Annotated in this window: 17 protein-coding genes; 5 read left to right on the forward strand and 12 right to left on the reverse strand. The window is 72.8% G+C overall.

Features of this window, described 5'->3' with window-relative positions; all coding sequences use genetic code 11:
- Positions 1-301: 301 nt before the first annotated feature.
- Together AB0K82_RS15875 and AB0K82_RS15880 are read right to left on the reverse strand one after the other, a co-directional pair.
- On the reverse strand, positions 302-763 hold the full coding sequence (locus AB0K82_RS15875; protein WP_364397428.1) for a GNAT family N-acetyltransferase: 462 nt from the start codon (positions 761-763) through the stop codon (positions 302-304).
- Between the two features lie 181 nt (positions 764-944).
- Positions 945-3521 carry a phosphoenolpyruvate carboxylase gene (locus AB0K82_RS15880; RefSeq protein ID WP_364397700.1) on the reverse strand — a complete coding sequence of 859 codons (2577 nt, stop codon included), beginning with the start codon at positions 3519-3521 and terminating at the stop codon, positions 945-947.
- Between the two features lie 155 nt (positions 3522-3676).
- Between AB0K82_RS15880 and AB0K82_RS15885 the strand changes: the two genes are divergently transcribed.
- The 5 genes from AB0K82_RS15885 to AB0K82_RS15905 all read left to right on the forward strand — a co-directional run bounded on the left by AB0K82_RS15885 (position 3677) and on the right by AB0K82_RS15905 (position 7559).
- Positions 3677-5281 (forward strand): acyl-CoA carboxylase subunit beta, encoded by a 1605-nt coding sequence (locus AB0K82_RS15885; protein WP_364397431.1) that lies wholly within the window; start codon positions 3677-3679, stop codon positions 5279-5281.
- 11 nt (positions 5282-5292) lie between these two features.
- Positions 5293-5508 (forward strand): acyl-CoA carboxylase subunit epsilon, encoded by a 216-nt coding sequence (locus AB0K82_RS15890; protein ID WP_364397433.1) that lies wholly within the window; start codon positions 5293-5295, stop codon positions 5506-5508.
- 78 nt (positions 5509-5586) lie between these two features.
- Positions 5587-5880 carry a type II toxin-antitoxin system Phd/YefM family antitoxin gene (locus AB0K82_RS15895; RefSeq protein WP_364397436.1) on the forward strand — a complete coding sequence of 98 codons (294 nt, stop codon included), beginning with the start codon at positions 5587-5589 and terminating at the stop codon, positions 5878-5880.
- A 5-nt stretch (positions 5881-5885) separates the two neighbouring features.
- Entirely contained in the window at positions 5886-6314 is a 429-nt protein-coding gene (locus AB0K82_RS15900; protein WP_364397439.1) for a type II toxin-antitoxin system VapC family toxin, read from the forward strand.
- A gap of 135 nt (positions 6315-6449) precedes the next feature.
- On the forward strand, positions 6450-7559 hold the full coding sequence (locus AB0K82_RS15905) for a hypothetical protein (RefSeq protein ID WP_364397442.1): 1110 nt from the start codon (positions 6450-6452) through the stop codon (positions 7557-7559).
- A gap of 86 nt (positions 7560-7645) precedes the next feature.
- On the opposite strand, the gene AB0K82_RS15910 is transcribed toward AB0K82_RS15905, so the two are convergent.
- The 10 genes from AB0K82_RS15910 to AB0K82_RS15955 form a co-directional block, all read right to left on the reverse strand.
- Positions 7646-10699 (reverse strand): BTAD domain-containing putative transcriptional regulator, encoded by a 3054-nt coding sequence (locus AB0K82_RS15910; protein WP_364397445.1) that lies wholly within the window; start codon positions 10697-10699, stop codon positions 7646-7648.
- Positions 10700-10774: 75 nt separating this feature from the next.
- A complete protein-coding gene (locus tag AB0K82_RS15915) occupies positions 10775-11215 on the reverse strand; it encodes a pilus assembly protein TadG-related protein (RefSeq protein ID WP_364397447.1) in 441 nt (146 codons plus the stop codon).
- Entirely contained in the window at positions 11212-11598 is a 387-nt protein-coding gene (locus tag AB0K82_RS15920; RefSeq protein WP_364397449.1) for a TadE/TadG family type IV pilus assembly protein, read from the reverse strand. The genes AB0K82_RS15915 and AB0K82_RS15920 overlap by 4 nt, the downstream gene beginning before the upstream one ends.
- Before the next feature lie 194 nt (positions 11599-11792).
- On the reverse strand, positions 11793-12215 hold the full coding sequence (locus AB0K82_RS15925) for a TadE/TadG family type IV pilus assembly protein (RefSeq protein WP_364397452.1): 423 nt from the start codon (positions 12213-12215) through the stop codon (positions 11793-11795).
- 7 nt (positions 12216-12222) lie between these two features.
- Positions 12223-12426 (reverse strand): hypothetical protein, encoded by a 204-nt coding sequence (locus AB0K82_RS15930; RefSeq protein WP_364397454.1) that lies wholly within the window; start codon positions 12424-12426, stop codon positions 12223-12225.
- Between the two features lie 49 nt (positions 12427-12475).
- Positions 12476-13390, reverse strand: a complete 915-nt coding sequence (locus AB0K82_RS15935; protein ID WP_364397457.1) for a type II secretion system F family protein — start codon at positions 13388-13390, stop codon at positions 12476-12478.
- A gap of 129 nt (positions 13391-13519) precedes the next feature.
- Positions 13520-14485 (reverse strand): type II secretion system F family protein, encoded by a 966-nt coding sequence (locus tag AB0K82_RS15940; protein ID WP_364397460.1) that lies wholly within the window; start codon positions 14483-14485, stop codon positions 13520-13522.
- Positions 14482-15783: an ATPase, T2SS/T4P/T4SS family gene (locus AB0K82_RS15945; protein WP_364397462.1), complete on the reverse strand. Its 1302-nt coding sequence runs from the start codon at positions 15781-15783 to the stop codon at positions 14482-14484. The genes AB0K82_RS15940 and AB0K82_RS15945 overlap by 4 nt, the downstream gene beginning before the upstream one ends.
- The gene (locus AB0K82_RS15950; protein ID WP_364397465.1) at positions 15764-16699 is read right to left on the reverse strand and encodes a hypothetical protein; all 936 of its coding nucleotides are present in this window, start codon (positions 16697-16699) and stop codon (positions 15764-15766) included. Before AB0K82_RS15950 ends, AB0K82_RS15945 begins: the two co-directional genes overlap by 20 nt.
- Positions 16699-17574: a hypothetical protein gene (locus AB0K82_RS15955; protein ID WP_364397468.1), complete on the reverse strand. Its 876-nt coding sequence runs from the start codon at positions 17572-17574 to the stop codon at positions 16699-16701. Before AB0K82_RS15955 ends, AB0K82_RS15950 begins: the two co-directional genes overlap by 1 nt.
- Between the last annotated feature and the right edge of the window lie 377 nt (positions 17575-17951).

A 17951-nucleotide genomic window follows, 5' to 3' on the forward strand; every position in this document is an offset into this window, starting at 1 on the left:
ATCTTGTGGACCGAATGCCCCGAGGAGATGACGGGCAATCTCCACGGATCGCGCACCCAGGTCCCCGGTCCTCTTCCACCGGTGTCTACTCAGCGAAGAATTCTCTCCGCTGAGTAGACACCGCCAGAAACGACGCCCGACCCGGCGAGCGGACCGTCCCGCCCGGCCGGTGCCGCACGCCTCCCTCGCCGTGCCACACAGCCACAGATCGACCAACACGTGATCCACCGGACACGCTCTAGCAGGTCAGGCGCGGCGGGGCTCGGGCCCCGGCGTCAGGCCGGGCGCGGACGCCGCCGCGTCAGACCCGGTCGAATTCCGGGCGCAGGTCCTTGCGCATGTGGACGGCGTTCCGGCCGTTGATGCTCTCCCGGCCCGTCTGCCGGTAGCCGAGGGACGCGTACAGGCCGATGTTGGAGGTCATCTTCTCGTTGGTGTACAGCCGCACCGCGGGCAGTCCGAGCGACCGGGCGCGGAACTCGGCGAAGGCCAGAAGCCGGTGCCCCAGCCCCCGGCCCTGGCGGTCGGGACGGACCGCGACGTTCTCCACGAGGAGCGTCCCTTCCTCGGGGACAAGGACGATCAACCCGTCGACCTCGTCGTACTCGAGCACGTACACGCGCCCCTCAGAGATCAGCTCCGCGTAGTCCGCGACGAGCGGCAGAGGTTCCACGCCTATCACCGGGATCCACGGGTCGTACGCCACCTTGACGATCGCCTCTACCGCGTCCTGGTCGACGGCTTCGGCCAGCCTGATGCCCATGCCCTTCCCTAACCGTCAGATCGACGAGAATCATCCGAATCTACCCGACGCGACTCGCAAGATCGGTGCGGACGTCTCTCCAACGGCCGGGCCAGGGCGTTCCGCCTGCGGTCCGTACATGACGAACGCCGCCGGCCCGCCCTGGGGGCGTGGCCGGCGGCGTACCGTCGGGACTTGCGGATCAGCCGGTGTTCTGCAGGCCCGCCGCGACCCCGCCGGCGGCGAGGAGCAGCAGGTCCTCGATCCGCTCGCGCTCGGCGTCGTCCTCGATGCCGGCCCGCAGCTCCTGCAGCGCGCGCAGCTGGAGGTGGGACAGCGCGTCGACGTACGGGTTGCGCAGCTCGACCGCGCGGGACAGCACCCGGCGGTTCTCCAGGAGCCGGGTGTGCCCGGTGACCTCCAGGACCAGGGAGCTCGTGCGGTCGTACTCGGCCAGCACCGTCTCGGCCAGCTCCGGCCGGTCGCCGAGGGCGAGGTAGCGTTCGGCGATCGCGCGGTCCGTCTTGGCCAGGCTCATCTCCGCGTTGTCCAGCAGCGCGGCGAACAGCGGCCACGAGCCGTACGCCTCGCGCAGGGCGTCCAGGTCCTCGGCGGCGGCCAGGCCGCTGCCCAGGCCGTACCAGCCCGGCAGGTTGACCCGCGTCTGCGTCCAGGAGAACACCCAGGGGATCGCCCGCAGGTCGTCCAGCGAGGTCGTCGCCTTGCGGCGGGACGGCCGGGAGCCGAGCCGCAGGTTGCCCAGCTCGTTCAGCGGGCTGACGTGGGCGAACCACTCCGGGAAGCCCGGCGACTCCACCAGCGACCGGAACGTCCGTTCGGCGGCCACGCTGATCTTGTCGGCGAGCGGCCGGAACCGCTCGGCGGCGGCCAGCGCGTGCTCCTGCACCGCCGGGGTGGAGGCGAGCAGGACGGCGTTCGCGACCTGCTCGACGTGGCGCTGGGCGATCTCCGCGTGGCCGTACCGCGCGAAGATGACCTCACCCTGCTCGGTCACCTTGAACCGGCCGGCGACCGAGCCCGGCGCCTGCGCCAGCACGGCGCGGTTGGCCGGGCCGCCGCCGCGCCCGAGCGCGCCACCGCGCCCGTGGAACATCGTCAGCCTCACGTCGTGCCGGTCCGCCCAGGCCGCGAGCGCGGCCTGCGTGTCGTACAGCTTGAGGGTCGCCGTCGTCGGACCGAGCTGCTTGGCCGAGTCGGAGTAGCCGAGCATGACCTCCATGCGGCGGCCGGTCTCCAGCAGGCGGCGGCGCACCGGCGCCAGGTGCAGCATGCCGTCCAGCACGGCCGGGGACCGGTCGAGGTCCTCGCCGGTCTCGAACAGCGGCACGACGTCGAGCACCGGCGCCCGGCCGCCGAGCGCGGCGGCCTCGGCCAGCTCGTACACGGCGGCCACGTCGTCGGCGGTGCGGGTGAAGGAGATGACGTAGCGGCGGCAGGCGTTCACACCGAACCGCTCCTGCACCCACGCGATCACCCGCAGGGTGTCCAGGACCTCCTCGGTCTGCTCGCTGAGCGGGCCGCCGGCGCGGACCTCGGCGAGGGCCTTCTCGTGCACCGCGGAGTGCTGGCGGACCTCCAGCTCGGCCAGGTGGAACCCGAAGGTCTCGACCTGCCAGACCAGGTGCTGCAGCTCGCCGTACGCCTGGCGCCGCGCGCCCGCCTCGACCAGGGAGTCCTGGACGACGCGCAGGTCGGCCAGCAGGTCGGCGGGGCCGCGGTACGCCAGGTCGGCGTGGCGCAGCCGGGTCGCCTGGATCCGCTCGGCGGCGTACAGCAGGAACTGGCGGTGCGGCTCGCCCGGCGAGCGCTTGGCGATCTCGGCGACCTGCTCGGGCTGGGCGGCGCGGGCGGCGGCGAGCGCGCCCCGCAGCGCCTCCGACGGCGGGGTCGTCGTCTCGTGCACGGTCAGCGTGCGGCCGATCCGGGTGCACGCGGTGGCGAGCGCGCGCAGGATGTGGTCGGCCTGGACGCCGATGGCCTCTCGGGTGATCTGCGCGGTGACGTACGGGTTGCCGTCCCGGTCACCGCCGATCCAGCTGCCGTAGTGCAGGAACGGCCGGGCCAGCGGCGGGCGCTCGCCCGTGCCGGGCGCCAGCGCGGCGTCGAGCGTGCGGTAGATCGCCGGGACCACGCGGAAGATCGTCTCGTCGAACATCGCCATGGCGGTGCGGACCTCGTCGAGCGGGTCCGGCTTCGTGCGGCGCAACTGCGAGGTGCGCCAGAGCAGGTCGATCTCCTCGACCAGCCGACGGGTGAGCTCCTCGCGCTCCCCGGCGGCCGCGCGCGGGTCGTTCAGGTCGGTGAGCAGCCCGCTGATCCGCAGGATCGCGGTGACGACCGCGCGGCGGCGCGCCTCCGTCGGGTGCGCGGTCAGGACCGGGCGCAGCTCCAGATCGTCCAGCAGCTCGCGGACGCGGTCCGCGCCGATCTCGGCGACCGCGGCGGCGACGGACTCGCGCTGCGGCGTCTCACCGGTGTCGCGCTCCCGCAGCGTGCGGATGCGCTGGTGCTCCTCGGCGAGGTTGGTCAGGTGGAAGTACACGGTGAACGCGCGGGCCACCAGCTCCGCGCGGTCGATCGTCCAGCCGCCGACGATCGCGGCGACGTCATCCACGGAGGTCTCGCCCCGGCGCGCGGCGATGACCGCGTGCCGTAGGGCCTCGACGTCGTCCAGCAGGCTCTGCCCGCCGTACTCGACGAGAACGTTGCCCAGGAGGGAACCGAGCAACCGGACGTCACGGCGCAGTGGCTCGGGCATCTCCTGCCGAGCGGAGTTTCGTGTCGACACGCACCTCAGCGTAGTTCGTCCCGCAAGGCGATCCGAGTCCGTCTCGCCTGCTGAGAAGCCGCAGCCGACGCTAAGATCGTGCCCCTCCTGGCACGCCGTTCCGGGCGCTGGCTAACCTGGCCTTCATGGCCACGCAAGCTCCTGAGCCGCTGCCCGCGGACGAGATCGACATCCACACCACGGCGGGCAAGATCGCCGACCTGGAGCGCCGCCGGTACGAGGCGGTCCACGCCGGCTCCGCGCGTGCGGTCGAGAAGCAGCACGCCAAGGGCAAGATGACCGCTCGCGAGCGGATCGACGCGTTCCTCGACGAGGGGTCCTTCGTCGAGTTCGACGAACTCGCCCAGCACCGCGCGCACGGCTTCGGCGTCGAGAAGAACCGCCCGTACGGCGACGGCGTCGTCACCGGCCACGGCACGGTCGACGGCCGGCCCGTGGCGATCTTCTCCCAGGACTTCACGGTCGCGGGCGGCTCGCTCGGCGAGGTGTTCGGCGAGAAGATCGTCAAGGTCATGGACCACGCGCTGAAGACCGGCTGCCCGGTCATCGGCATCAACGACTCCGGGGGTGCGCGCATCCAGGAGGGCGTGGTCGCGCTCGGCCTGTACGCCGAGATCTTCAAGCGCAACACCCACGCCTCCGGCGTGATCCCGCAGATCTCCCTGATCATGGGCCCCTGCGCGGGCGGCGCGGTGTACTCCCCCGCCCTCACCGACTTCATCGTCATGGTCGACCAGACCTCGCACATGTTCATCACCGGGCCGGACGTCATCAAGACGGTCACCGGCGAGGAGGTGACGTTCGAGGACCTCGGCGGCGCGCACGCCCACAACACCAAGTCCGGTGTCGCGCACTACCAGGCGTCGGACGAGCAGGACGCGCTCGAGTACGTCAAGGCGCTGCTGTCCTACCTGCCGTCGAACAACCTGTCCGACCCGCCCGCGTACGACGCCGCCGCGGCGCTGGAGATCACGGACGAGGACCTCGAGCTCGACACGCTGGTCCCGGACTCGCCGAACCAGCCGTACGACATGCACACCGTCATCGAGCACGTTCTCGACGACCGGGAGTTCCTCGAGGTCCACGCGATGTTCGCGCCGAACATCGTCTGCGGCTTCGGGCGCGTCGAGGGCCGCTCGGTCGGGATCGTCGCCAACCAGCCGATGCACTTCGCCGGCACGCTGGACATCGAGGCGTCGGAGAAGGCCGCGCGGTTCGTCCGCACCTGCGACGCGTTCAACATCCCGGTGCTGACCTTCGTCGACGTCCCCGGCTTCCTGCCCGGCACCGACCAGGAGTGGAACGGCATCATCCGGCACGGCGCCAAGCTGCTGTACGCCTACGCCGAGGCCACCGTGCCGCTCGTCACCGTGATCACCCGGAAGGCGTACGGCGGGGCGTACGACGTCATGGGCTCCAAGCACCTCGGCGCGGACATCAACCTGGCGTGGCCGACGGCGCAGATCGCCGTCATGGGCGCGCAGGGCGCGGTGAACATCCTGTACCGCCGCGAGCTGGCCGCCGCCGAGGACCCCGACACGCGGCGGGCCGAGCTCATCACCGAGTACGAGGACACCCTCGCCAACCCCTACATCGCCGCCTCACGCGGCTACATCGACGCCGTGATCAAGCCGTCCGAGACACGCGGCCAGGTCGTGAAGGCGCTGCGCGCGCTCCGCGACAAGCGCAGGACGCTGCCGCCCAAGAAGCACGGCAACATCCCCCTGTAGGAGAGGACCACATGAGCGAGCGCCCCTTCCTGCAGGTGGTGCGCGGAGACGCGACGCCGGAGGAGATCGCCGCCCTGGTGGCGGTGCTGACCGCCCGGGCCCGGGCCGCCTCGGCGGTCCGGGCGACGCCCGCGGCGCGCCGCTCGGCCTGGGCGGACCGCTCCCGGCAGCTCCGCCGCCCCCTCCCCCACGGCCCCGGCGCCTGGCGCACCAGCGCCCTGCCATAGACGCCAACACGTTCCGTGTTCGAGTGAACACGCGATCCTCCTCCTGGTCTAGACTGTCTGGACAGAGGAGGGGATCGCATGACCACAGCACACGACGGCGAGCCAGTGCAGCACTGGCAGGTCCAGGAGGCGAAGCAGCGCTTCAGTGAGGTCCTGCGTCGGGCCCACGACGAGGGCCCTCAGATCATCACGAGGCACGGGGAAGAGGTGGCCGTCGTCATCGACATGAGCGAATACCGTCACACGCAGGCGCAGAAGATGAGCTTCCACGACTACCTGCTGTCCGGACCTCCGTTCCCGGACGACTTCGATGACCTCATCAAGCGCGACAAGGACTACGGGCGCGACGTGTCGTTCCTCTTCGAGGAGTGAGGTGAGTGTCCTACCTTCTCGACACCAACGTCGTCTCCGAGCTTCGGAAGCAGCACCGATGCGACCCGCATGTACGTGCCTGGTACGACTCGATCCAAGGCTCCACCGAGTACCTCAGCTCACTGGTCATCGGTGAACTCACACGCGGCATCCATCAGCTCGGTAGGTACGACCTTCCGCAGGCGACCAGGCTGGCCGCCTGGCTGACCGGGATCAAGGAGCAGTACGCCTCACGGATCATCCCGGTCGACACCGCGACGGCGATCATCTGGGGACGATGGCAAGCCGCGTCCCCGATGCCCGTCGCCGATGGGCTGATGGCGGCGACGGCGTACCTCAACGACTGGACGTTCGTCACTCGGAACGTCAAGGACGTCGAGCGGACCGGGGTGCGGAGCCTGAACCCGTTCGAGCCGATGGCAACCTCTTCGTAATTATCCGCTCACGATCCGCCCTCGGGCGACTAGAGTCCGGCGGCTATGGAGGGGTGCAGACCGGCCTCGCGCCGCGGCTTCGCAGTCGTCGTGACGCTGGCCGTCGGATGCGTGATGCTCTGCGGGTGTCAGTCGGTGCCGTTCCGGGGCCGGCCGGGACCCGACTCGCCGGTGCTGGCGCTCGGCGGGCCGGCGCCGTACGTCCGGCCGTCCGCGACGCCGCCGCCTCCTCCGCTCAGCCGGCCCACCAGGTCGCCCGACCGGCGGCCCGGCGTCTACGGCGCGACCGGAGCCGGCATGCTCGGCCCCGTCGCCCGGCGCCTGCCGCCGCGGGTGTACGTCCCGGTCAGTGAGGGCACCGCGGTTGAGGTCGTCGACGCCCGGACGTATCGGCCCGTCCGCCGCATCGCGGTCGGCCACGCGCCACGGCAGGTCGTCCCGTCGTGGGATCTGCGGACGCTGTGGGTCACCGAGACGGCCGGCCTGGTGCCGATCGACGCGCGGACCGGCGTGGTCGGCCGTACGGTGCCGGTCCCCGATCCCGTCGACCTGTACTTCACCCTCGACGGCCGGTACGCCCTGGTCCTGGGCGCGCGGCCGGGACGCCTGCAGATCCGCGACCCGCGCACCCTGCGGCTCCGGTCGACCGTCCGTCTGCCCTGCCCCGACCCGGTCGCGGCCGACCTGTCGGCCGACGGATCGGCGATGGTCGTGGGGTGCGCCGGCGGGCGGCTGGTCCGCGTCGACCTCGCGCGGCGGTCGGCCACGGAGACGGCCCGGCTCGCCGAGGACACGCGACCTCAGGACGTCCGGCTGTCCCCGGACGGGTCGACCTTCTACGTCGCCGACGCCGGTCGCGGCGGCGTGTGGCTGGTCGGCGCGGCGAACCTCCGGCCGACCGGCTTCATCGCCACCGGACGCGGCGCGCACGGGCTGTACCTCAGCCGCGACGCCGGGACCCTCTACGTCACCGACGGCGCCGCGCGGGCCGTCTCGCTGATCTCCGTCGCCGAGCGCCGCGTGACCGACCGGTGGCGGCTCCCGGCCGTACCCGACATGGGCGGGGTGTCGGCGGACGGCCGGGTGCTGTGGCTGTCCGCCCGGCAGGCCGGCACGGTCTTCGCCGTCTCGACGGACAGCGGACGGATCATCCGGCGGCTGCCAGCCGGACCCGCCCCGCACGGCCTGTGCGTCTTCCCGCAGCCCGGCCGGTTCTCCCTGGGCCACACCGGCATCTACCGCTAGGACGCGTTCTTCCGGTCCCCGGTGCGATTCCCTGGCGTTCACTGCTCTTTAGAGCGCAGTGAACGCCAGGGATCATGGCACCTCGGTCAGCCGGCGCCCTCGGCGGCGACGCGCCACTGGGGGACCAGTTCCTCGACCAGGGCCTCGGTCTCCGGCTGCAGTTGCGCGGCGAACGGGTCGGCGCTGACGCGGTCGCTCAGCTCGTCGACGATGCCGTGGACCGCGGCCTGGTCGCCCGTGGCGTGGGTGGCGCGCAGCAGGTCACGCCACAGGCCCTCGTCGTCCACCGCCAGTCGCAGCCCGGCGCGGGCCGCCGAGACCGCGTCGCGGGCGTCGCCGTCGTCGAGGCGCATCAGCACGAGCCGGTGCGCCACGTCCGCGACGCGCGCGGTCGCCTCGTACTCCAGGTCCTCGGCGGCCAGCCAGGAGTACCGGCCGGGCGGGCGGCCGGCCAGCAGGGGGCCCCGTACGAGGTCCAGAGCGTAGGACAGGTAGGCCGTCTCGGAGGCGGGTTCGGCGGCGGACCGCCAGACGAGCCAGCGGAACATCTCCCAGTCGACCCGGACCTCCGATCCCAGCCGGATCCGGCCGCGCTCGTCGTGGTAGAGGTTCGGGCGGCCGCGCGAATCACGCCCGAGCCAGTCCGCGACGCGGGCGACGGTCGCGTCGCGCACCGGCGCCGACACCCCGCGCGGCCACACCGCGCCGCCCAGCACGGTCGGGTGCACACCCTCGGGGTGCGTGGCCAGGTAGACGAGCACCTCGGCGCACAGCGCCCGGCGGCTCTCCTCCACGACGCCGGGCGCGTCCACCTCGACGGGCCCCAGGATCCGAATGTCGACGGCCGGCCGTACCTCGCCCATCGCGGGCGGCGCCACTGGCTCCTCGTCGAGCCCGCCGTACGGGACGCCGTCCGCCCGACCGGCGGTACGGAAGAGCTCGAGGACGGCCCGGTAGTGCCGCTCGGGCACGAGCTGGGCCTCGACGTCGAAGCCGAGGACTCCGGCGCGGAGCCGCCCGTCGCGCGTGACGTCCCAGGTCCAGGTGGCGCCCGGCGTCTCGCCCGCGACGATGTACCCGGCCGCCATCCGCTGACCGGTGCGGGCCAGGGCGACCAGGCGTTCGGCCTCCTCGGGCGTCGGCGGGTCGGCCATGATCAGGTAGTGCGGCATCCACGCCTCGCCGAACACGCCGCGGCAGCGGCCGGTGAGCACCGAGTCCACGCCCGACGCGGCGAGGGCCTGCCGCACCTCCTCGGTCCGGCTCTCCAGCTCCGGCAGGGCCTCGGCGAGCGTCGCGACGGTACGGATGCGGTCCGGGGCGATCAGCGAGAGCTCCTCGCCGAAGCCGACGAGCGTGATCCGCATGTGGTCGGACCAGCGGTTGGTCGCCAGCTCGACCGCCACCGCGGCGAGTACGGCGCGGCGGGCCTCATCGGGTCCCTGCAGGGAGATCAGCCCGTGCGCGGTCTCCAGGTCGACGAGGATCCGGCCGGTGTCGTTCGTGCCGATCGAGACGAGCCCCGGGTACGGCGCCAGGACGTCGGCGAGATCGGCGGTGGCCACCTCGTCGAGGGCGCCGGCGTTCAGCCGCCAGACCTGCCCGTTGTCGTACTCCTCCCAGGGCACCGGCGGGTTACGGTCGGCGGGCGCGATCCACAGGTCGAGGCTGTCGGTGCCGAGGTGCACGCCGTACACGGTGGGCAGCGTGCGCCCCTCGGCCGCGAGAGCCTGGGACATCTGCCGGAGACCGAGGTCGAGCAGACGGGTCGCGTCGGTGTCCGCGCCGATGCGCAGCGCCTGCTCGGCGAGCGCGGCCTCGCCCTCCGGCCGGGCGATCCTGGTGCCGAACGCCCGCCGCCACAGTTGCTCGCGCCGCCGTCGGCCGAGTACGGCGAGGACTCCGGCGGCGAGCAGCGACGCCACCGCCAGCTCCTCGGGCCAGCCGAACGCCGACAGGTGGACCGGCTGCCGCTCCGCGGGCCGATGCTGCTCGGCGGGCGGCCGCTGCTGCTCGGACGGGTGCCCGGAGTGCTCCGGCCGGGCCGGCGTGGGGTGCGCGGCCCGCGGCGACGCCTGGGCGGACGGCCGTCCCGACGGAGCCGTACCGGGCGCGGTCGCGTGCGGTGACTGCGCGGCCGGCGGCCGAGCCGCCTCGGAGCCGCCCTGCCGATCGGAACCCTGGGTGCCCTGGCCGGCCTCATGACTGGCCTGGCGCTGCCGCGCCTCCTGTTCGGCCGCCCGCCGGGCCGCCTCCACGGCCTGCTTCTCGGTGTTGACGGAGCCGTGGTGGTGTACGCCTCCGGGCACCTCGGAGTGCGGCACGCCGTGCTCGTGCTGCCCGTCGTGCGGGCCCCGGTGGACCACCTCGACGTGCGTCGCGTCGGCCGGCATGTCGAGCACCCAGCCGGGCCGGATCAGACTCGCCATGGTCAGCCGGGTGCCGTCCGGCTGCACCTTGCCCTTGTTCAGCGCGTAGATCTCGCGGTAGCGGCGGCCGTCGCCGAGGCACTTCTCGGCGATCTCCCACAGGCTCTCGTGGTGCCGTCCCTCCGGTGGCCGGACCCGGTAGATCTTGCGGACGGCGTTCTGCTCCATGGGGGCCGCCGGCCCGGCGTCCTCCTCCGCAGGGGCCTGCCGGGTGGCGGGCGCCTCGGCGTGCTCGGCGGCGGGCCTCGGCTGTTGCTGCTGCCGCGGCGGGTCCTTGACCTGGACGTGCGTCGCGCGGGGCGCCGTCAGGGCGGGCACCACCACCGTGGTGGCGGTGAACAGCAGGAGCGCGGCGACGACGAGGCGGTGCGCCACCGCCTGCGGACCGCCCGCGAACGGCACCCGGGCCGGTACGCCGACGCCGCGGATCCCGGCGTACACCTCGACGAGCACGCAGGCGGCCAGTTGCAGCCAGGCCAGCCATACGACGATGACGAGGATGCGCATCAGCGCCGTGGTGTCCAGCCGCTGCGTCAGCGTCTCCATCGACGGCGGCCTGCCGGGAATCGGCGAGCCGAAGAAGGTGACCAGCGCGAACGGCACGCCGACCAACAGCGCGGCGAGGGCGGCGAGCGCGAGTACGCCGACGGCCACGTCACCGGGCCCGCGTCCGCGGTCGATCCGCACAGGCTGCCGCCGAATCGTGCTCATTCGGCCTCCTTCGTCGGAGGAGTGACCAGACACGCTGTGCCCACGGTTCGCTCGCTCACGCGTCCTCCCTCATCATCAGATCCCCTCCTGAGGGTGGGCGGTCGCCGCGGAGGTCATGGTGAAGTCGCTGAAGCCGGGGACGATGGCGAGCAGTTGCAGCCGGACCTTGATCTGTACGACAACGCGCGCGGTACGGCCGCCCTCGATCTGGCACTTGGCCCGTCCCGTCACCTCGGGGTAGGCGGCGACGAGGCGCTCGGCGCGGGTGCAGGCGGCCCGCGGGTCGGTGATCTGGGCCTGCCCCGTCTGCCGCAGGACGTCCTGGTCGATGTCGTCGGCCGCGGCGCGGGCGCCCTGTTCGGCGATGTCCGCCGCGCGCTGGCGGGCGTGGATCGCCAGCCCGCCGTCGACGACCAGCCCGGCCAGCACGATCACGAACAGGGCGAAGATCGTGGTGAACATCGCGACCGTCCCGCGGTCGCGGCCTTCGGCCACCGCCCGGTGCCACCGCGTCAATCGATCCTCCGCAGCGTGTCGAGGGGAGCGGTCGCCGTACCGACCATCGTCTTGGAGGCGCCCAGCCCGATCAGTGACAGGCCGCCCAGGTCGATGTCGCAGCGCACCGTGACCGTGACCTGGCCGCCCTGGCGCCAGTCGCGGAAGTCCGGGTCGGTGCGCGGCCCGCCCCGGCACCACTTGGTCCCGCTCATGGTGGCCTTGGCCGCGTCGTCCGCGGCGACCCGCGCGCTGCCGCGGTCGCGGGAGACCGAGGCGGACCGGGCGGCGTCACGGGCGGCGCCGTCGACCTGGCTCTGTGCCTCCACGATCCGGCCCAGCCCGACCATCAGCATCATGAACGCCACGAGGACCGGCGTGAGCAGCACGAGCTCCAGCGACATCGTGCCCGCGTCGGCCCGCCGCCCCACGGGATCGGTCGCGGTGCGCGGACTCGATGCTGCGGCCCGCGGCTCCACGGGATTCGTCGCGGTGCGCGGACTCGATGCGACGGTCGGCGGCTCCACGGGATCGGTCGCGGTGCCGGGACTCGAGGCGACGGACCGCGGCCCGGCGGGAGGCCTTGCGGTGCGCGGGCTCATGGCTGCGGCCCGCCTCCGCAGGTGGCGCCGGCGCCGACGTCGGGCCGGTAGCACTCGATGGGCCCGCCGGAGCGCTGACTGACGTGGAACGTCAGGAAGGGCACGACGCGTACGGCCGTGCCGGTCACGGTGACCCACCGTTGGTTCTGGTCGCCGTCGGCCTGCGGGGTCACCCCGTTCAGCAGCTCCGGCCCGATCTGCTGGACGTACTCCCGCGCCTTCGCCTCCGCCTGTTCCTTCCAGGTCCCGGTCCCGCTCTCCCGCGCGACCCGCGCGCCGGACTGCGCGGCGGCGAGCGCGACGTGCCGGGCGTGGTAGATCATCGCGAACTGCACCACCAGCAGGATGACGAGAAGAAGGACCGGGGTCAGCAGCGCGAGTTCCAGGGTGCTCGCGCCACGGTCCGTCCTCTTGTCCATCAGGTGGTCACTTGGTCTTGATGTCGTTCGCGGCGGACCGGACCTTGCGGTAGATGACGACGCCGACGCCGAGCGCGATCATCGCCAGCAGGCCGGTGATGATCGCCCATTCGATCGCGGACGCGCCACGGGAGCGCTCGGTGTCGTCGCGCAGCCGCTCGATGCGCAGTTGCACCGACGACCAGACATAGGCCAAGAAAGGATCGTTCATCGGGTTCATGGGACTCCTTGCGCAGAGCGGGGACTTGTGGAGATCGACGTCACGCGGCCATCACCCGCATCACCGCCGGATAGGCCAGGAAGATCAAGAAGCCCGCGCACAGCAGGAGCTGCGCCACGAGCATGGACTGGGAGCGCTCGCCGGCGCGGCCCTCGACCTCGGACAGCTCGCGGCTGCGCATGCTGGCGGCGCGGGCGGCGAGCGACTGGCGCACCTTGGCCCCGTCGTCGGCGACCAGCGCGAGGGCGGCGGACAGGTCGCGCAGCTCGTCGACGCTGACCTCCTCGCCCAGCCGGCCGAGCGCCTGCCAGGGAGTGATCCCGGTGATGCGCGCGTTGGACAGCGCGTCGCGGATGCGGCGCATGACCCAGCCGTCACCGACGTTCGCGGCGGTCATGAGCGCCTCGGGCACGCCGCGCCCGCCCGCGAGGTTCATCGCGACGAGGTCGAGGAACGCGCTGACCGCGTGCCGGAAGTCGCGCCGCCGCGCTCCCGCCTCCTGGCGCAGCTGCAGGTCCGGCAGCAGAAAGAAGATGACCGCGAAGAACAGGCCGACCCAGACCGGGACCGCCACCGCGACGCCGAGTCCCAGGATCGCGAAGTAGCCGACGAGGACGGGGATGAACACGATCGCCGCCGCGGACAGCAGGAACTTCGTCGCGAGGAACCCTTCGAAGGACCGGTCCAGCAGGGCCAGGTCCGCGCGTACCGAGCGCTGCTGCCATCCCCGCGCCTCGTAGAAGGCGGCCAGCGAGCGGCCGACCTGGGCGCGCAGCCCGGGGAACCGGCCCGAGTCGCCGGAGGGGCGGCGTTCCGGCCCGGTCTCGCCGCGCCGGCGGGCCGCGTCGAAGGCCGCGAGGCGCGCGGCCAGCCCCGGCCGGGGCGGGAACAGCGCACGGAACAGCAGGTAGCCGCCCAGCCCGAGGATCGCCCCGGCCAGCAGTGCGGTCGTCATCGGATGCCTCCCCGCGCGAGGACACGGGCGATCGAGGGTGCGGTGGTCATCGCGTACCTCCCCTGCCCGCGGACGCTTCCGGTCGGGCCGTGACCGTCACCGGGTGCCTCTCTGGGCGGACCGTGGCGGTCATCGGGTGCCTCCCTTGACCGTGGGGTTCGGGCCGGTGCCGGTCCGGCCCTGCCAGCGCGCGACCGTCTCGGGCACCTCGGCGGGGACCCCGGGCCGGTCGGTGTCGGCTCCGCCGAGGAAGCGCTGCGGCATCTCGTACTTGGCGAGCCGGCGCAGCCAGACGAACCCGAGGGCGAACAGCCCGACGACCACGGCGAGGACGAGCTGGCCGACGAACGAGTCGTACATCTTCACGTAGGACCGGTTGAAGACGGCGAGCAGCAGTGCCGTGCCGACCGAGACCCCGACGACGATCTGCACGCTGCGGCGCGTGGTGCGCCGGTTGGCCTCGACGCGACGCCGCATGTCGAGCTCGGCGCGGGCGGAGGTGGACAGCGCGCCGAGCATGTCGCGCAGGCCGGGGCCGCGCAGCCGCGCGTTCAGGATGAGCGCGGCGACCACGAGGTCGGCGGACGGGTCGTTCAGGTCGTCGCCGAACCTGCGGAGGGCGTCGGCGAGCGGCACCCGCGTGTGCAGCCGGTCGACCAGGGTCCGTACGTGCGGCTCGAGCACCGGGGCCACGGCCCGCAGCGATGAGGGGATGGCCTGTTCGAGGCCGACCGCGCCGGCGATCGTGTCGCGCAGCGACTCGGTCCACGCGGCGAGCGCCTCCAGCCGGGCCATCGCGCGGCGCTCCTCGGCGGCGCCGCCGCCGATGGTCTTCCAGCCGAGGACGAGCAGGCCGGTGCCGATGGCGGCGACCGGCCACCGCGTGACGATCAGGGTGAGGACGCCGGCGACGGCGGCCATCGCCGTCCGCGTGCTCAGCGTGCGGATGAGGTCCTCGCGGCTGCGCCCGGTCGGCCGGCCTGGCCGTGGCCGTACGCCGCGCACGGCGACGATGAGCAGGAGCACGCCGCCGCCGACCATCGCGCCCGCCACGATGGCGGGCAGCGTGGCCAGGTCGGTGAGTCCGCCCGTCACCAGGGGACCCCGGCGGCCGGATCGTAGCCGAACGGCACGAGTTCCTGGGCGCAGGCGATCGGCGCGGCGGGCACGGCGGAGCCGTCCGGGCCGGGCTCGAAGATCTCGCTGGACAGCACCCGGCCGTCGCAGCCGGTCACCTCGCGAACGCTGGAGACGAAGCGCCGCAGCCGGCCGCCCTGGGCGTAGTCGTTGCGCTTCTCGATGAAGACGACGAAGTCGATGGCACCTGCGATGAGCATGTGCGTCGCCTCGATCGGCAGTCGTTCGTCGGACTGCAGGGCGTACGTCGCGATGCGGTTGAACACCTCCCACGAGGAGTTCGCGTGGATCGTGGACAGGGAGCCGTCGTTGCCCTGCGTCATCGCGTTGAGCATCGTGACGATCTCGTCGCCGAGGACCTCGCCGACGATGACGCGGGAGGGGTTCATGCGCAGCGACCGGCGGACGAGCTCGGCCATCGTGATCGTGCCCTGGCCCTCGGAGTTCGGCAGCCGCTCCTCCAGCGCGACGACGTTCGGGTGCAGCTCGGGGAACTGGTCGAGCCCGAGCTCGAGCGCGCGCTCGACGGTGATGAGCCGCTCGGCGGCCGGGATCTCGTTGGCGATGGCCCGCAGCAGCGTCGTCTTCCCGGCGTTCGTCGCTCCGGCGATCATGATGTTCTTGCGGGCGGCGACGGCGGCCCGCAGGAACAGGCCGAGCTCGGTGCTCAGCGTGCCGTTGCCTGCGAGGTCGGACAGGAACACCTTGCCGAGCCGGGCCCGGCGGATCGACAGCGCGGGCCGTACGGTGACGTCCATGACGGCGGACAGCCGGGACCCGTCGGGCAGCCGCAGGTCGAGCTGGGGGTTGGCGGAGTCGAAGGGCCGGCTGGACAGCCCGCTGTAGGCCGCCAGGATCTGGATGAGCTCGACCAGCTCCTCGTCGGACTCGGCGACCGGCTCGCCCATGACCTCGCGGCCGTCGGCGTACCCGATGAACACCCGGTCGCAGCCGTTGATGTCGATGTTCTCGATCTCGGGGTCCTCGAGCAGGGGCTGGAGGCGTCCGACGCCGAACAGCGCGGCGTGCACGCCGGCCGCGAGCTGCTCCTCCTCTTCGGCGTTCGGCGGGCGCCGGCCCGCCGCGATCTCCGCTCGGGCGTACTCCTCGAGGACCTGCCCGATCAGGGCGCGGGCGAACTGCCGCTCGTCCTCGGGGACCATCGGCGCGAGGCCGTTCGCGGCGTCGAGCCGCCGCTGGTCGGCGAGCCGGCCGCCGACCTCCTGCCGGAGTCGCTTAACGAGACTGTGATCCACTAGCCGCTCCCTGCGCCTCGCGGCCCGTGTCCGGGCCGCCCGCGGCCCGCGCGGCGAGCCCGCCCGCGATCTGCCGGGCCGAACGAATCAGCAGCGATCTGTCAAGCCTCCCGCCCCAACGTCCCCTCAGCATTTCAGCACCCTTGGGATCCAGCGCGAAACCCCCCAGAACACTCGCGGGCAATTTGGCATTGGAAATGATGCGGCCGACCTCGGTGATGGAGCCGCGGTATTCGCGGGGATCGGCCACGACCACGACACCGATCGGCGGCGCGGCGTGACCGGCGAGTTCGGACGCGAGCGAGTTAATGCGTTCGCGCAGGTGAGCGACGTGTTCGAGGGTCGCGCGGGTGAACAGGACGATGGCGGACGCCTCGCGCAGCAGGTCGGTGAAGGCCGATCCGGCGCCCAGCCGGCCGCAGTCCGCCACCACGTCGACGGGGATCTGACTCGCGGGGCCGCCCGCTTCTGGCGCGCCGCCCTGGACGGGGAACCCGCCGCTCGGCGTCGTGCCGTTCCCGGGGTGCCCGGCGTGCGCGGTGCCGTCGGCGTACGGGCCCGGGGCGGTGAGGTTCGCGAACGCGCGGCCGAGCGGGCTCCACAGCCAGGTCAGCCCCTGGGCCTGTTCGGCGTTGGTGAGGCCGACGAGCACGTCCAGGCCGCCGACGAGCCGCTGCGTGTGCTCCCAGACCTGGTCCGCGCGCAGCCCGCGCCGCGCGGTGGCGGCCAGGCTCAGCATGCCGCGCGCGGGGTTCAGCATGCCGCCGTCCTCGGCGGGCAGGCGGTACACCAGGTCGCCGCCCGCCTGGTCGCACTCGGCCAGCAGCACCGGGCGCGGCCACACCGCCGCGATGGCGATGGCGGCGGTGGTGACGCCCGGCGCTCCCTTGTCGGCCGCGAGGACGATGAGCCCCATCAGGGCCTGCCCGTCGGGCCGCCGGGCGTCCCGGTCGTCGATCGGCGTGCCGTACGGTCCGGGGCCGGCTGCCGGTCGGTCGGCCGGCCGGTCGGCTCCTGGTCGGTCGCCGACTGCTGCGGCGTCGGGGGCACGGCGGCCGGCGCGGTGGCGGCGTGCGCCCGCTTCCCGGACGCCTGCTCGCCGGGCGCGAGGACGGCCACCGCGACCGCGCCCGCCGACGCCGCCTGGGTGACGAGCGGCGCCTCGTCGGTGGGCACGGTCACCGACACCTGGACCTGGTCGCTCTGGACGTCGTTCTGACCGGGCTCGGCGACGTCGTAGACCATCGCGGCCGGAGCGAGCACCGCGCCGGCCGCGATGCCGGTCTGGCCCTGCACGGCCACGGCGTACACCGCGACGCGGTCGCCCGGGTGCAGGCCGCCCGCCGGGAGTTGACCGGGCTTGAGCGCGAGCCCGACGACGACGGTGCCCTTGGCCGCCGAGGCGGCCGTGCTGATCATCCCGTTCGTCAGGAGCGATCCGCTGACCAGTGTGACGGTCGCGTACGTCTGCGTGACCTTCACGCGGTCCCGCCACGGAATGTAGTCCAGGCCGCCGGTCGCCGAGACCTGGACCTCCTCCAGCGCGGACGCCGGGATCCGCTGCCCCGCGGCGACCGGCTTGGCGATCCGGATGACCGGGACGCGCTGCCCGCTGGCCATCACCAGATAGGCGCTGACCAGCGCACCTCCGACGATGAGCAGAACGGCGAGCGCCGCCATCGCGGGCTTGCGCTCCCGGGGCGGCACGGGAATCCGGTGGCCGGCCGCCACTGCGAGCGACGGCCGCCCGGAGGTGTCGGCGACGCTCTTGCGATCACTGCTCGTCGTCACTGGATACTCCGCCAATTCGGGGGATTGCGGACTGTCGGCGTTGACGGGACGCGGCGAACCATCGTTCCGTCCTTACCGCTCCGCGTCAATGCGGGCTCCACAGTTTGTTTCGCCCCGGATGTCGGCCACTAGTTAAGTGATCAAGACTGCACTCCGCCGGACCGGCTGGAGACACCCCGGCACCCTCTCTATCCTGGTCCGGCAGACGGCGAATCCGGAGGGGTAATGCGAATCTCGCTCACGGTGATGACCGATCAGGGTCCCCGTGACGTCGTGGTCAACGGTGATTCCGATATGACGGTAGAAACCGTTGCGAGATCACTAATTACGGCGCTCAACACCGAGCCGGTCAAAGAGGCCCTCGCGGAAGTCGTACA

The organism is Actinoallomurus sp. NPDC052274, from assembly GCF_040679475.1.
Lineage (GTDB): Bacteria > Actinomycetota > Actinomycetes > Streptosporangiales > Streptosporangiaceae > Actinoallomurus > Actinoallomurus liliacearum.

What these genes read in the sequence shown, in the direction of transcription:
- AB0K82_RS15875 (WP_364397428.1), bottom strand. Translation starts at nt 763, where the DNA reads ATGGGCATCAGGCTGGCCGAAGCCGTCGACCAGGACGCGGTAGAGGCG.
- AB0K82_RS15880 (WP_364397700.1), bottom strand. Translation starts at nt 3,521, where the DNA reads ATGCCCGAGCCACTGCGCCGTGACGTCCGGTTGCTCGGTTCCCTCCTG.
- AB0K82_RS15885 (WP_364397431.1), top strand. Translation starts at nt 3,677, where the DNA reads ATGGCCACGCAAGCTCCTGAGCCGCTGCCCGCGGACGAGATCGACATC.
- AB0K82_RS15890 (WP_364397433.1), top strand. Translation starts at nt 5,293, where the DNA reads ATGAGCGAGCGCCCCTTCCTGCAGGTGGTGCGCGGAGACGCGACGCCG.
- AB0K82_RS15895 (WP_364397436.1), top strand. Translation starts at nt 5,587, where the DNA reads ATGACCACAGCACACGACGGCGAGCCAGTGCAGCACTGGCAGGTCCAG.
- AB0K82_RS15910 (WP_364397445.1), bottom strand. Translation starts at nt 10,699, where the DNA reads ATGAGCACGATTCGGCGGCAGCCTGTGCGGATCGACCGCGGACGCGGG.
- AB0K82_RS15920 (WP_364397449.1), bottom strand. Translation starts at nt 11,598, where the DNA reads ATGTCGCTGGAGCTCGTGCTGCTCACGCCGGTCCTCGTGGCGTTCATG.
- AB0K82_RS15925 (WP_364397452.1), bottom strand. Translation starts at nt 12,215, where the DNA reads ATGGACAAGAGGACGGACCGTGGCGCGAGCACCCTGGAACTCGCGCTG.
- AB0K82_RS15930 (WP_364397454.1), bottom strand. Translation starts at nt 12,426, where the DNA reads ATGAACGATCCTTTCTTGGCCTATGTCTGGTCGTCGGTGCAACTGCGC.
- AB0K82_RS15935 (WP_364397457.1), bottom strand. Translation starts at nt 13,390, where the DNA reads ATGACGACCGCACTGCTGGCCGGGGCGATCCTCGGGCTGGGCGGCTAC.
- AB0K82_RS15950 (WP_364397465.1), bottom strand. Translation starts at nt 16,699, where the DNA reads ATGGGGCTCATCGTCCTCGCGGCCGACAAGGGAGCGCCGGGCGTCACC.